This is a genomic window from Paenibacillus sp. OT2-17 (assembly GCF_009827695.1).
GTDB classification, from domain to species: domain Bacteria; phylum Bacillota; class Bacilli; order Paenibacillales; family Paenibacillaceae; genus Paenibacillus; species Paenibacillus polymyxa_B.
The window spans coordinates 1-14,845 of record NZ_WUDQ01000071.1 but is presented as its reverse complement, the minus strand read 5'-3'; the positions used below and the strand labels follow the sequence as shown (position 1 = coordinate 14,845).

The window sequence follows — 14,845 nt, the reverse complement described above, 5'->3', positions numbered from 1 at the left end:
ATATGCAGATGGATACCATCTCCATTATCGCCGCTCTTTTACATGACGTTGTGGAGGATACGACGGTGTCTTTGGCGCAGATTCGCGAGCATTTTGGCGATACATGTGCGATGCTTGTCGATGGTCTAACGAAGCTGGAGTATTGCAATGGCCTTGGCACAGCGGACGCCAATTTTATTTTTGGATGAGCCGACCACCTATTTGGATATGTACTACCAGCTTGAAATTTTAAAGCTCATTCGGCAGTTAAACCAGGAACATGGACTGACAATCGTGATGGTGCTGCATGATATCAATCAGGCTATTCGGTATAGCGATGTGATGATTGCCATGAAGGAAGGGCGTATTATAGCGAACGGCCCACCTACAGAGGTCGTTACATCTGAACTGATCCAGACGGTCTATGACGTGGAGGTCGTAATCAAACAGGATGATGAAGTCGGCATGTACCTCATTCCGTTAGGTGTCGGGGTTTCCTGACAATTACAAGCGCATGGAACATCAATGCCGCGACTGAATAACGCGTCTGTCCTAACGGCATCTCAACGAATTTAGAACATGAAAATGGTTCTGGTCCATGTGTTTGTCAGGTGACAATCGTGGAGACAGAAGCATTTTTTATTTTATTTATAAGATATTGGATGAGATTCAGGGGCGGTTATGCTTATACTACGGTTCGAATCCGATCTTTTGTGTGTTATACTATTGCCGTCGGTAATTTTGTGTTTAGCACTTTACTAATGATAAGGATGGTATGCTTATATGATCAGTACAAGCGGCGTAACGCTTCGTTATGGTAAACGCCCACTTTTTGAAGACGTAAATATCAAATTTACTCCTGGGAACTGCTACGGCCTGATTGGGGCGAATGGCGCGGGTAAATCCACCTTTTTGAAAATTCTTTCCGGTGAAATTGAAGCCAATTCTGGCGAGGTTCACATGACACCGGGTGAACGGATGGCAGTCCTCAAGCAGAACCATTATGAATACGATGAATTCCCGGTTCTGGAAACCGTTATTATGGGCCACACGCGTCTGTATGAAATCATGAAGGAAAAGGATGCGCTGTATGCCAAAACGGAATTTACCGAAGCGGACGGTCTACGTGCCGGTGAGCTTGAAGGTGAATTTGCGGAGCTGAACGGATGGGATGCCGAGCCAGATGCAGCTTCCTTGCTGATCGGTCTTGGTATTCCCCGCGACCTGCATGACAAGAACATGTCTGAGTTGAGTGGTAATGACAAGGTACGTGTTCTCCTGGCTCAAGCGTTGTTTGGTCGTCCGAACAATTTGCTGCTCGATGAGCCTACCAACCATCTGGACCTCGAATCCATTCAATGGCTGGAAAATTTCTTGATGGACTATGAAGGCACCGTCATCGTTGTATCCCATGATCGTCACTTCCTGAACAAGGTATGTACGCATATTGCGGATATTGATTTTGGCAAAATCCAGATGTACGTCGGAAACTACGACTTCTGGTATGAGTCTAGCCAGCTTGCGCTTGCCTTGACTCGTGATGCCAACAAGAAGAAGGAAGAGAAGATCAAGGAACTGCAAGCCTTTATTCAGCGCTTTTCCGCGAATGCTTCCAAGTCCAAACAGGCTACTTCACGTAAAAAACAACTGGATAAAATTACGTTGGATGACATCCGTCCATCGAACCGTAAATATCCTTTCCTGAACTTCAAGCCTGAACGCGAAGCAGGCAAACAACTCCTGACAGTAGACCGCCTCAGTAAAACTGTTGAAGGCGAGCAAGTGCTGAATGAGTTCAGTCTGGTTGTGAACAAAGGCGATAAAATCGCGTTTGTTGGCCCGAACGGCATGCCTAAATCGACGCTCTTCCAGGTGTTGATGAACGAGATCGAAGCGGATAGCGGAGAATTCTCTTGGGGGATTACAACTAGCCAGGCTTATTTCCCGAAAGATAATTCCACCTATTTTGAAGGTGTGGATATGAATCTTGTGGAATGGCTGCGTCAATATTCCAAGGATCAGGACGAAACGTTCCTGCGCGGCTTCTTGGGACGTATGCTTTTCTCTGGAGAAGAAGCGCTTAAGAAAGCAAGTGTGCTGTCCGGGGGCGAAAAGGTTCGCTGTATGCTGGCGAAAATGATGCTGAACGGTGCCAATGTGCTGTTGCTGGAAGAACCGACCAATCACTTGGATCTGGAATCCATTACAGCGCTGAACAATGGTCTGATTGATTTTGACGGTACTATATTGTTCACATCCCATGACCACCAGTTTATTCAAACGATCGCGAATCGAATCGTGGAAATTACACCAAACGGCGTAATCGACCGTACGATGAGCTATGATGAATACTTGGAAAATGAAGAAATCACAAAATTGCGTGAACGTATGTATCCGGTAGAAATCGGCTAAATATCCAAACCGGCTAACTTCAACAACTAGATAAACGAAAGAGGAGCTCCTTAGGCCATTTAGATGGCGGGGAGACTCCTCTTTTTCGTTTTTGTGTCATGCCCATAGCTTACTCGGTTCCGGAGTGAGGTAAGATAGACCTCGTCCGATTTTGCGTACAATATATATACTATGGGGTGGCTTATGATCCGCCTGTACGACGGCGTTGGTTGTTCGGCTTCTTCGTATTTTGGCTTTTCAGTGTTTTGGCGGAACCGCCTTGAAAGCCGCCCTGCTGTGAAGCGCCGGACTGCTGTTTTTTTTGTGCCAGCTTTTCCCGAATGGCATCTGCGAGATTAACTTTACGTGGTTCATTAGCATCGCTCATGAATAAATTCCTCCTGTTGCCGCCAAATTCATGTCAATCATGCTGGATTGAATAAAAACGCGGCTGTGTCCTCATTTTATACGTTTTTAAAAGAAGGGACAAGGGCAACAATGATAACACACATCTGGGGTGGGTTGGAAGAGAAAACCTCTGTTTTTTGCGTGAAGTAAAAAATGTTTTGTATAACCTACAGGAATGGGGCCTGGCAATACTTTTTCGTTGTTACTACAGCGATGCAGAGCGGAAAGACTGTTTCTCTAGACCCACACAAAGTTCGTCTGCTATCCTGAAAATAACAGTTAACCAAAGAAAATTGATATTATTCAGGGCAGCAACGCTGCTATTTTTATTTTTGGGCCCGGTGAGATCGTTCTGCTGGGAACTATATATTTGAAGGAGTGTCCTACGTTGTGGTAAATGTCTATGAAGAGATACGAAAAGGTGAGCGTGGGGCGTGGGTGAGCATTGCTGCTTATCTCTTGCTGTCCGCCTTTAAGCTGATTAGCGGATATATATTTGCTTCTAGCGCGTTGCGGGCGGATGGCTTCAATAATGTCACCGATATTGTAGTGTCGGTTGCTGTACTGGTTGGACTGAGAATTTCCCAAAAGCCACCGGACTCTGACCATGCCTATGGACATTTTCGGGCAGAAACGATCGCGGCGCTGCTGGCGTCCTTTATTATGGCTGTCGTCGGTTTGCAGGTGCTTATTGATGGGATCGGGAGCATTTTCAAGGGCGGAAAGCAAATACCGGATATCACCTCCGCGGGTGTAGCTGTGATTTGTGCAATGATTATGCTGGGAGTGTACCTTTACAATAACAGACTGGCACGGCAAATTAACAATAAGGCTTTGCTGGCAGCGGCCAAGGATAATCTATCGGATGCACTTGTCAGTGTTGGGGCAGCAGTTGGCATTATCGGCGCACAGTTCGGCCTACCCTGGCTGGATACTGTAGCTGCGATCGCGGTAGGATTTATCATTTGTAAAACAGCGTGGGATATTTTTAAGGATTCCACGCACAGCTTGACCGATGGATTTGATGAGCAAGAGCTGTCTGACTTACGGAGTACGATTGCCTGTATACCTGGAGTAGAGGGGATTCGGGACGTTAAGGCACGTGTACACGGCAATCATGCGCTGGTGGATGTGGTCATTGAGGTCAATCCGCAACTCAGCCTGATTGAAGGGCATCGGATCAGCGACCGGATTGAGGAACGTCTGCAAGAGGTTCATAATACGATGCATGTCCATGTCCATGTAGAACCCAAATTATAGATTATTTATTGAATATTTAGTGTTAAAAGTGACTTTAGACCTATATGAAAAAGGCGTATACGCTTCCTTTTGTGACGTTTGGATTATATCTCTCTTCCTGCTGCTTTTACTATAATGAAGGCATGTCCGGCTATATTCGTCGGAATTGGATATGCTCTTCAAATTCGTAAAAACAGCCAGGAGGTGCAACATTGAGAAGACGCGTGATGGGAATGCTCATGACGTCAGCCGCGCTGTTGGCAGCAATTCATGTGGCGCCGGGTCAGGTTGACGCAGCGGCATCAACAGCATCCACAGGACAGAAGGCGGTTATTCAGGCGGCTGTAAAGCTTAGATCCGGTCCTTCGACTACAGGGGATGTAGTCAGCTTTATGAAGCAGGGAGAGGCCGTAACGGTATTGGAGAAAACGAACAGCTATTGGTATAAGATCAAGACTTCTGATGGAGTAACCGGATACACTAGCAGCTCCGACAAGTACATAAAAGTTGGCGCTACCAGCGTCGCTGCTGCTGTCACCTCATCTGCCAGCCGTAAACCGGAAGCCGCAGAGTCAGTTAAAAATGTTTCAGCTAAAGAGGCTGTGGCCTCAGTGAATAGTTCTGCCGGTCAAACGAAAGCCACGATTCAAACGTCCGTTCGTTTGCGGGCGGAGGCATCCACTTCTTCCGAGGTTTTGGGCTATTTGAATGCAGGGGATGTCGTTACGATTACCGATCCAAGTAATGCTTATTGGTTCAAGGTTACCAATGCTGATGGTACGGTGGGCTATGTTAGCTCGTCTCCACAGTATATTCGTATTGGTGAGGGCGTTGTTGTGCAGCAGCCTGTGGCTGCTCCGGTGACAACCACTCCTGATACTACCGCAATACCTGTGACAGCATCTCCTGCGTCAACTACGAACATGTTTTCCGGTGATGCAGCGGCTGCAATAGAGCAGGTTATTAATACGGGGATGACTTATCTCGGAACTCCATATGAATATGGTTCGGATCGTAACAGTACGGCTACTTTTGATTGCTCGGCATTTACCCGTCAAATTTTCCGTCAGGCTGTAGGTATCCAGCTTCCGGCAGATTCTCGTTCACAGGGTGAGTGGATCAAGCAAAACAGTCAGCCGAATACGGACATGACTACGCTGAAGCGTGGTGATTTGCTCTTCTTTACAAATTATAATGCATCTTCCGGGGCGTACACGTCCTTGGATAATTCCTCCCAAACGATTACACACGTAGCTGTATATTTGGGAGACAACAAGCTTCTCCATACGTTTTCTGTAGCGGGTGGCGGTGTAAAAGTTACGGATTTCAGCAAGCCTTGGCAGGATCGTTTCCTGTTTGGGGGCAGCGTGATTCAATAGAGCGCTGCTAAATGTTAAAAAGCTGCATCAAAAAAGGATGTTCCACAGCCCTGTTAACCAGGGTGGGAACATCCTTTTTTTATAAACATTTAGAATATTACTTTTGTGCAGCTAGCATCCGATAACTATGAAACCCGTTTTCTTCCGGTAAAGAGTGAAATGACGAACAATACCAGAAATATCACAAATAATATTTTAGCGATTGTAGCAGCTATGGACACGACGATACCAAAAAAACCTAAGATCCCGGCGATCACAGCAAAAATTAAGAATAAAGCGGACCATTTTAGCATGTTCTGTATCCTCCTTTAATTGTATATAATGTGGCATACTCACGCTCCGATAGAGCGTGGTTGCAGATGACAATGACTTCTATAGATTATTCGTGGCTGTGCCATCGTTATATGGTGTTTTAAACGGTGCGAGAGTCCGTGAATCATAACGTTTGGAGCGGAGAAGAAGCCAGCCTGGACGTTGTTTCGTGTCTGAATCTAAAGGGTAACTATGCAGTAATCATAAACATCATCGTGAAAGACGAAAGAGAGGTTACGCTATGTTAACACAGGTCAGCATTTTTATTATTGCTATCGCATTTGCAGTTCTCGTTATTTTCCTCATTAAAACGTTGAAAGCAGCACAAGGCTCTCTGGATAAGGTGACTCAAACCTTGCAGGATGTACAAAAAACGATAGATGAACTGAGTTATGAAGTAAAACAAACGGTTCGACATGCGAATGACATCACCGCAGACGTTGATCATAAATTGAAGCAAGTGGAGCCAGTGATGGAATCGGTTAGAAACTTGGGAGAGGTACTCAGTGAAGTGACGCTGGCTGCCAAGCAGGCTTCAACAGCGTTAATGACACGGTTTCAGAAATCGCATAGCGCTGCGAGTAATACTTCCAGAACAGATCACGCGATCAAGGCAACGACACCGAATAGACCTTTGACCGCAACGGAGCGGACGGTTCAGAGCTACAATGCGACTTATGAGGAGCCTGCGGCCAAACCGGGTAAAAACTGGTTGGGTTATGTAGACATCGCTGCTGGAGTGTGGCAGAAAATGCGTCAGTAGCATAGTGGCTGAACCGTAAACTACAGGAAATTCATTGAAAGGGTGAGATTTATGATGAAGACGTTATTACTAGCTGCTGGTTTGCTCACTCCCTTTTCCGGACAGGATACGGTTCAGCAAACCGTTTCCCCGCAAACAGCGGGGCATATGGTTAGGACTGTACAGACGATACCCGCTCCACATGCTGTACCAGCAGATTTTCATACCTTAAATGGCATATCTTTGGATGACACCCGTGCGGATGTGTTGAAGAAGCTAGGCAAGCCACAACGAGTCAAAAAGGATATGCTGCTGCTTTCTACAGAATACCAATATCCAGATGTTGTTGTAGGTATGCGTGAGGACGTCGTTTCTTATGTGCATGTAGATCCTGCTGCTGGTCGAATCAAGGTAAATGATAAGTGGCTGCCGCTGCAACGGAAAACGCTGGATCAGGCGCTGGGTGGCTCGCAATTCACGGCGGAAGACGGAGAGGTCTATGTACGCGGACAACGTGCAATCAAAGTGTTTATGGATGAGACGTCTGATAAACCTAAGTACGTTGAGTTTTTTGATGAAACGGAGTGGTAATCGATTTTTTTGAGGCGTGACATAACATGGAAGTTTCAAATGGATATGTGAAGTGTAATAGTCAGAGAAGTCAATCCTTAAAGGAGCGTGAGAAACATGAATCAGACCAATCATAAATCTTATGCCAAAGTGGTAGATAACGGTGTACAAGCCGTTGAAGCAGTAAATGAGTTGCGTAACACGGGCTATCGTTATGAGGATGTGTTCGTGCTCGCTCATGATCAGGATCGGACAGATCGTATTGCCGATACGGTGGATGCTAAGGAAATCGGGATTAAGGAAGAGGGCGTTTTCGATTCATTAGCCAACTTGTTCCGTTCCCGTGGCGATGAGCTTCGCGCTAAAATTACTTCTTTGGGATTTACAGATACCGAAGCTGACTTTTATGAAAAAGAACTGGATCAGGGTAAAGTGCTGGTCATTGCTAAAAAAGCGTGATATTGCTGTTCACCATAAAAGCAGAGTGGCATTAGATTCGAAAAAGAGGATGTTGACCGCAGCACAAGTGTTTCGCGGGTCCTCCAAAAACATAGATAAGGAATGGGGTTCCAGCCTCATTCCTTATCTATGTTTTTGGAATGCCTTCTTACGGAAACACTACTTCTAATGAACAAGGGTGTTGCCGTTTAAGTAGGTATAGTATAATACATGAGTTACAAAGGAGAGGCCAATGAGAATTCTAATTGTTGACGATAACCCGACGAATGTCATTATTATTCGTGAAATACTGAAAAAAGAAAATTATCGGGATGTGATCTCTGCTAGCTCGGCCGCAGAAATGTTGGAGCATCTGGGAATCGGCGACCGTACCATTAGTCTCAGGCCCCGTCCTTCAGATATTGATCTGGTGCTGCTGGATATGATGATGCCTGAAATGGACGGCATTGAAGCTTGCAGTATTGTACAGGAATATGAGCATTTAAAAGATATCCCGATTATTATGGTAACGGCGGTAGGCGATTCCAAAAAATTGGCCGAAGCTCTAGATGTGGGAGCCGTCGATTACGTCACGAAGCCAATCAACAAGGTAGAGCTCATGGCGCGAATCCGGTCTGCCTTGCGTCTCAAACAGGAGAAGGATTGGCATAAGGATCGGGATCAGCGAATTCAGGATGAGTTGAAGCTGGCCGCGATGGTGCAGCAGGCGGTGCTTAGCCCTGCCATCCATGACCCAGTGCTGCAAGTGAATGCGCTCTATCAGCCTTCCTTTGAACTGGCAGGGGATTTATATTCATGGTATCCGTTAGGGGAGGGGCGATATGCCATCATTTTGCTTGATATGATGGGGCATGGCATTTCTTCCTCGCTGTTCTGCATGTTCATTGCGTCTGTACTTAAGGATACGGTGACCACATATGTGGAGCCTGAGAAAGTCATACAAGAGCTGAATCGGCGTTTTAATCAACTGGATCTGGGCAAGCAGCTGGTACAGTATTATTTTACGGCGATTTATATGGTGATTGATACCCGTTCACGGCGAATTGACTATGTAAATGCGGGACATCCTCCCGGTTTGCTGTTCAACCAGGATGGCAGCATTACCAAATTTGACCGTGCATGTAGCCCGGTTGGTTTGTTTGATAAGATTGATGCAGAAATGCACACGATTCATTATGAAGGAACTGGACATATCGCTTTGTATACGGATGGCTTGCTGGAAGCGGTGGAAGGTGAATATGAAGAGCAGTTGGAGTATCTGACTGAGTGTCTACGTAAGTATGAGGATTGGAATGAAGAAGCGATGCTGGATGCATTTTTTCGTAATGAGGCGCCACAGGATCGCGATGATGATAAGTGCCTGATCTGGATTTCATTGAAAGAGGGAGAGAGCTTGCATGAAAATCAGAAATAAACTGCTGATCGGCTTTGGATCGCTTATGGCGATCCTCCTTGTGCTGACGCTAATCAGCTATGACCGTATGGGGAGCCTGAATGAGCAGCTGAATCAGGTTTACCAGGACCGATATGTGAAGGTCCGGAAAACAACGGCTATTCGTGGTCAGGTGAATGATATGGCCAAAGTTATGGCCAACCTGATTTTGAATCCGGGCTCCTCCGTCGGCGAGGCCAAACGTGAGCTCGATGATATTTCCGCTACTGGAACGAAAGTGCTGGCAAGTCTGCAAACAAATTCAGGCACCAGTGAAGAGCAGCAGCAGGTTGATCGGGTAGCCGTCGCCTGGAATGAATTTCTGAGTTACGAACAAAGGTTAGTTTCTTTGCTGGGACAAGATCGCATTGATGAGGCTAACGCTTTCCGCAATAGTACTGGTCTGCCTGCTCAAGAGGAGGCAATGGACAGCATTAATGCCCTTGCCGTTTTTCAGGATCGGGAGATTGATAACGACATGAAGCAAGCCAATCAGGCCTATGAGGAATCTGTGCAGATTACCACAATTCTGATGGCCGCCGGTCTGATCATGGGCTTACTGGTTATTTTGTGGGTGCTCCCAAGCATTGCCAAAGGTCTAAATATCGTTAATCTCATGATTAATGGTTTTGGCAAGGGAAAGTACAGGGCCATCAGCCGAATGAGTGTTGCCCCCAAAGATGAAATCGGTGAAGTCGCTCGTGTATTTCAACAAATGGCCGGGGACTTGGAAGAAAAGCGGAAATTCGAGCATTCCGTCCTTCAAACGCAGAAGGATCAAACTTGGCTTAATGCCAATACTGCTCGGGTGACTGAGCTGTTCCGTGGTGTAAATTCACTGGAGCAGGTTGCTCAGATGTTCATTAGTGAGTTTACGCCCATCTTGGGAGGCAGCTATGGAGCCATCTATTTGCAAGGAAAAGATGTAGAAGACAACCGTTTTAAGTTATACGGTTCCTATGCAAAGGTGACTGGCGAAAATTCGATTAGGGACGTTATCCATGTGGGCGAAGGCTTGCTCGGACAATGTGTTCTGGATCGTAAGCCGATCTTGATTACAGAGGCTCCTGACGGATATTTGTCCATAGGCTCTGCCTTAGGAGAAAGTAAGCCAGTGGGAATTATGATTTTTCCTATTTTGTTCGAGGATGAGTGTATCGGTGCTGTAGAAATAGCGTCACTGGATCGCTTCAGTGATCTGGAAACGAAGCTGTTTGCTCAATTAGTAGAGAGCTTGGGGATCATTCTGAACAACATCAAGGGACGGATGCGTGTAGAGCAATTGCTGCGCGAATCTCAGGCACTTACTGAGGAATTGCAATGCCAATCCGAAGAACTACAAACTCAGCAAGAGGAACTCAAGCGCTCCAACGAAAATTTGGAGGAGCAAACAGAAGAACTCAAGCGTTCAGAGGAATTGTTACAACGTCAACAAGAAGAATTGGAGCATTTTAATACTGAACTGATTGCCAAAACTAGAGCGCTAGAAGAACAGGTTCGAGAAGTAGAAGAAAAGAACGATGAGATTGAACATGCGCGAGCTCAGTTGGAGCAACAGGCCATGCAGCTAGGAATCACAAGCAAATACAAATCTGAGTTTTTGGCCAATATGTCTCATGAGCTGCGTACTCCGCTAAATAGCTTGCTTATTCTTTCTCAGCTCTTGTCTGAGAACAAGGAAGGCAATCTCAAGCCAAAGCAGGTGGAATATGCACAAACCATTTATATGTCAGGCGCGGATTTGTTGAAAATGATTGATGAAATTCTGGATTTATCCAAAGTGGACGCTGGAAAAATGGATATTAACCATGAAGCGGTCCATTTGAAGGAACTGGAACTGTTTGTGGAGCAGAATTTTGCTCCGGTCGCAGCCAAACGTGAGCTTCAACTGCATACCGAAATTGAAGAGAACCTGCCGGATGCCATTATCAGTGACGGTTATCGTCTCAAACAAATTTTACGTAATTTGCTGTCTAATGCCTTCAAGTTCACCACGGAAGGTTCTATTCGTTTCATTGTATCTCGGGCAAACGGAGAGCAGCTTCCTGGTCTGCTAAATCCACGAAGATCCTATCTGGCTCTATCTGTGCGTGATACGGGCATTGGGATTGCTTCCGATAAAACGGATCTGATCTTCGAAGCCTTCCAGCAGGTAGACGGTACAACCAGCCGGAAATATGGGGGGACAGGACTAGGTCTGTCGATCAGCCGCGAGCTTTCCAGATTGTTGGGCGGCGTTATTACGGTGGAATCCGAGCAGGGACAGGGTAGTTGCTTCACATTGTATTTGCCGGAACAAACGCCAACGGCTGAGGATATGGACTCTCATTCGAGAGAGGGATTTAACGGTACGGATGTGAATTCGGATTTTGAGAATGTGGCAGCCTCGGCAGAAACGGACCTTCCCATGATTATGCCTGCTGAACGGTTGCCATTATATCAGATGCCTTCGAAAAACAAAGCGAAGGACATTATACATCCGGGAGACGATCGAAACGAGATTACCTCGCAGGATAAAGTGCTGCTGATTATTGAGGATGATATTAATTTTGCTAATATTTTGTACGATATGGCCCGTAGCCGGGGCTTTAAGGCACTGATCGCTCTCCAAGGAGACGATGGGCTCAACATGGCTCAATCTTATTTGCCGGACGCTATTATACTAGATATTCAATTACCTGTAATGGATGGATGGTCCATTTTGGGTGAGCTAAAAGGAAATTCATCAACACGTCATATTCCAGTGCATGTTATTTCGGTCATAGATGATGTGAAGCAGGGCTTAATGATGGGCGCGATTGCCTATCTCAAAAAGCCTTCCTCGAAGGAAAGTCTGGATAAGGCATTTTCACATATAAAATCGTATACGGACCAAATGGTCAAACGTCTCCTTGTGGTTGAAGATGATGATAATCAGCGTAAATCCATTATTGAGCTGATCGATCATGATGATGTTGCCATTACGGCGGTATCGACAGGTCAGGAAGCACTGAATGAGCTAGCTACCCAGCGGTATGACTGCATGGTACTGGATCTGATGCTGAGCGACATGACTGGTTTTGAACTGCTGGATCGTATTCGAGAGAACGAGCAGCTAACTGATTTGCCGATCATTATTTATACAGGCAAAGATCTGGACAGCAAAGAAGAAACGCAACTTCGCAAATATGCAGAGTCTATTATTATTAAGGATGTTAAATCGCCGGAACGGCTTTTAGACGAAACAACGTTGTTCTTGCATCGTGTAGAGGCGAATCTTCCTGAGGATAAACGCAAAATTTTGCAGAAGCTATACAACAAGGAAGAACTGTTTGAAGATAAAAAAATATTGTTGGTAGACGATGATATTCGCAATGTATTTGCTCTGTCCAGCGTGCTGGAAAGCTATCGTATGGAGGTTACCTTTGCGGAAAATGGAAGAGAAGCACTGGAACTGCTGGAACAGACACCTGATTTTGATCTGGTTCTGATGGATATGATGATGCCGGAAATGGATGGATATGAAGCGATGCGACGTATCCGGCTAATGCCACAATTCGAGAAGTTGCCTATTATTGCCCTGACAGCCAAGGCCATGAAGGATGATCGTTCCAAGTGTATTGAGGCAGGCGCTTCCGATTATGTAAAAAAACCGATTCAAACCGAACAGCTTTTATCATTAATGCGGGTGTGGTTGTATTCGTAACCCAAAAAATTGGGTAATATAAATCGACACATGATTGGAGCGGCACAGGCAAAACCTATTTAGGAATTGGAGAGAGATTATGACATCTAAGGATATGGCGGATAATGCTGCTAATGAAGTGAAATCGAATGATACTGAGCGGGAATTGATTGAGATTGAGCTGTTGCTGGAAGGTATACATCGGCTGTACGGCTACGATTTTCGTAACTACGCTCTGCCATCGATTAAGCGGCGTGTTTATTATCATGCGCAGTCCGAGAATGTAAGCACGATATCAGGACTTCAGGAGAAGGTGCTGCATGATCGCAGCGCCTTCGATAGACTGGTGCAAAGCCTTTCCATTCCGGTGACCGAGATGTTCCGTGACCCGGAGCTGTTTCTGAATTTTAGGCAGAAAATCATTCCTATTTTGCGAACGTATCCGTACATTCGAATATGGCATGCAGGTTGCTCCACAGGTGAGGAAGTATATTCTATGGCGATCTTGCTGCATGAAGAAGGCTTATATGATAAGGCCCGCATTTATGCGACGGATATGAATAACCTGTCTTTACAGCAGGCGAAGGAAGGCGTATACGGGATCGACAGAATGAAGCTGTATACCAAAAATTATTTGGAGTCCGGGGGCACGCAATCGTTCTCTGAATATTATACAGCCAAGTATGATTCAGTGATGTTTCATCCTTTTTTACGGAAAAATATTATTTTTGCGGAGCACAACTTAGCGACTGACCGGTCCTTTAACGAGTTCAATGTTATTTTTTGCCGGAATGTCATGATCTATTTTAACGACGAACTTCGCAACCACGTGCATGGGTTGTTTTATGATAGCTTGAGTCATTTTGGTGTGTTGGTGCTTGGGGCCAAGGAATCCATACATTTTACCGATTATAGTGATTCCTACGAGCCGCTGGACCGGATAGAAAAAATTTACCGGAAGATTAAATAGAGATGCTTAGGAGGATTCCATGGGGCTTCATGAACCGATTCATATATTGCTGGTAGATGACAGACCTGAGAACCTGCTCGCTCTTGAGGCGGTGCTGGAGAGTGAACAATATAATTTGGTAAAGGCCACATCCGGGGAAGAAGCGCTGCGATGTCTATTAAAAGATGAATTTGCAATCGTAGTCCTGGATGTGCAGATGCCGGGTATGGATGGAATTGAGACCGCAAAGTTAATCAAGGCCAGAGAGAAAACGAAGGATATTCCGATTATCTTTATTTCAGCTAACAGCAAGGAAGCGGAGCATTTATTTGCGGGGTATTCAGCGGGCGGTATTGATTATATGGTGAAGCCGTTCATCCCTCAAATTCTCAAGTCCAAAATTGAAGGCTTCGTGCAAATGTATCTGACAAACAAGCGCTTGAAGACACAGTCCATGCTGCTTCATCAGAAGACCCAGCAGCTGGAGAAGATGAACAGCGAACTGATTGCCGCCAAGGAGGCAGCAGAGATTGCTGCCAATGCCAAAACGGAATTTCTGGCAATGATGAGCCATGAAATCCGCACACCTATGAACGGCGTCATTGGCATGATTGATTTGCTGATGGAGACGGAGTTGCAAAGCGACCAACAGGAATATGCCGATATCATCCGTCGTAGTGCAGACGCGCTGGTAGCAGTCATTAATGATATTCTGGACTTCACTAAGCTGGAGTCAGGCAAAATGGAGGTAGAGGAATATCCTTTTGATCTGGTTTCCTGTATCAAGGAGGTTTTCAGCCTATTTACGGTAGAGGTGAACCGAAAGAACTTGGAACTGGTTTATTTCCTCGATGAACAGATGCCTCCTGTGTTATATGGAGATATGGGAAGATTGCGTCAAGTATTGATTAACCTGGTATCCAATGCCGTCAAATTTACAGACCGGGGCGGGGTGTATGTCTTCGCATCTGTCAAAGAGCAAAGCGACAATGGACTTACCGTTGAGTTTTCTGTGAAGGATACAGGCATTGGTATTGATCCCGCTAAGGTTGGAAGGCTGTTTCAGCCCTTTTCCCAACTGGATTCTTCAATGACGCGTAAATATGGTGGAACCGGGTTAGGACTCGCCATTTGTAAAACCTTAGTGAATATGATGGGCGGAGATATCCGTGTAGATACGAGCGGAGAACAGGGCGTGACGTTTCATTTTACAATGAAGCTTGGCTTTGCTCAGGAAAATGAACTGGAGGGGGAGTCCAGCCACGACTGGGAAATTCCACATCGGGAATCTCCAAGCCGTAAACCTGTACTGGTCGTAGAT

At 45.7% G+C, this 14,845-nt stretch carries 12 protein-coding genes and 2 pseudogenes; 12 read left to right on the top strand and 2 right to left on the bottom strand.

What is annotated here, in order from left to right; genetic code table 11:
• From GRP75_RS11685 to GRP75_RS11675, 3 genes and pseudogenes are all read left to right on the top strand, one after another.
• Positions 1–140, top strand: a pseudogene (locus GRP75_RS11685) (HD domain-containing protein); the annotation flags it as partial.
• Positions 130–480 (top strand): annotated as a pseudogene (locus tag GRP75_RS11680) (ABC transporter ATP-binding protein); the annotation flags it as partial. The pseudogenes GRP75_RS11685 and GRP75_RS11680, both read left to right, overlap by 11 nt.
• A 282-nt stretch (positions 481–762) precedes the next feature.
• Positions 763–2,391 carry an ABC-F family ATP-binding cassette domain-containing protein gene (locus tag GRP75_RS11675; RefSeq protein WP_023990284.1) on the top strand — a complete coding sequence of 543 codons (1,629 nt, stop codon included), beginning with the start codon at positions 763–765 and terminating at the stop codon, positions 2,389–2,391.
• Between the two features lie 181 nt (positions 2,392–2,572).
• Here the strand turns inward: GRP75_RS11675 and GRP75_RS11670 are convergent, their stop codons facing one another.
• Positions 2,573–2,758 (bottom strand): hypothetical protein, encoded by a 186-nt coding sequence (locus GRP75_RS11670; RefSeq protein WP_013311941.1) that lies wholly within the window; start codon positions 2,756–2,758, stop codon positions 2,573–2,575.
• 410 nt (positions 2,759–3,168) lie between these two features.
• On the opposite strand from GRP75_RS11670, the gene GRP75_RS11665 reads away from it, so the two are divergent.
• Both GRP75_RS11665 and GRP75_RS11660 read left to right on the top strand, forming a co-directional pair.
• Entirely contained in the window at positions 3,169–4,038 is an 870-nt protein-coding gene (locus tag GRP75_RS11665) for a cation diffusion facilitator family transporter (protein ID WP_023990282.1), read from the top strand.
• 191 nt (positions 4,039–4,229) lie between these two features.
• Positions 4,230–5,396 (top strand): C40 family peptidase, encoded by a 1,167-nt coding sequence (locus GRP75_RS11660; protein WP_076295634.1) that lies wholly within the window; start codon positions 4,230–4,232, stop codon positions 5,394–5,396.
• 125 nt (positions 5,397–5,521) lie between these two features.
• Here the strand turns inward: GRP75_RS11660 and GRP75_RS11655 are convergent, their stop codons facing one another.
• Positions 5,522–5,689 (bottom strand): DUF1328 domain-containing protein, encoded by a 168-nt coding sequence (locus tag GRP75_RS11655; RefSeq protein ID WP_028541846.1) that lies wholly within the window; start codon positions 5,687–5,689, stop codon positions 5,522–5,524.
• Positions 5,690–5,949: 260 nt separating this feature from the next.
• Between GRP75_RS11655 and GRP75_RS11650 the strand changes: the two genes are divergently transcribed.
• The 7 genes from GRP75_RS11650 to GRP75_RS11620 form a co-directional block, all read left to right on the top strand.
• Positions 5,950–6,471: a DUF948 domain-containing protein gene (locus tag GRP75_RS11650; RefSeq protein WP_069290384.1), complete on the top strand. Its 522-nt coding sequence runs from the start codon at positions 5,950–5,952 to the stop codon at positions 6,469–6,471.
• 51 nt (positions 6,472–6,522) lie between these two features.
• Positions 6,523–7,041, top strand: coding sequence for a hypothetical protein (locus GRP75_RS11645; RefSeq protein WP_028541848.1), 519 nt, complete (start codon positions 6,523–6,525; stop codon positions 7,039–7,041).
• Positions 7,042–7,137: 96 nt separating this feature from the next.
• Positions 7,138–7,479 carry a YflT domain-containing protein gene (locus GRP75_RS11640; RefSeq protein ID WP_023990277.1) on the top strand — a complete coding sequence of 114 codons (342 nt, stop codon included), beginning with the start codon at positions 7,138–7,140 and terminating at the stop codon, positions 7,477–7,479.
• 232 nt (positions 7,480–7,711) lie between these two features.
• Complete coding sequence (locus GRP75_RS11635) at positions 7,712–8,893, top strand: PP2C family protein-serine/threonine phosphatase (RefSeq protein ID WP_068938236.1); 1,182 nt, start codon at positions 7,712–7,714, stop codon at positions 8,891–8,893.
• Complete coding sequence (locus tag GRP75_RS11630) at positions 8,877–12,596, top strand: response regulator (protein WP_160789385.1); 3,720 nt, start codon at positions 8,877–8,879, stop codon at positions 12,594–12,596. The genes GRP75_RS11635 and GRP75_RS11630 overlap by 17 nt, the downstream gene beginning before the upstream one ends.
• Before the next feature lie 79 nt (positions 12,597–12,675).
• A complete protein-coding gene (locus tag GRP75_RS11625; RefSeq protein ID WP_023990274.1) occupies positions 12,676–13,545 on the top strand; it encodes a CheR family methyltransferase in 870 nt (289 codons plus the stop codon).
• Positions 13,546–13,564: 19 nt separating this feature from the next.
• Positions 13,565–14,845, top strand: a 1,281-nt coding sequence (locus GRP75_RS11620; RefSeq protein ID WP_160789384.1) for an ATP-binding protein, incomplete at its 3' end; no start/stop codon positions are given.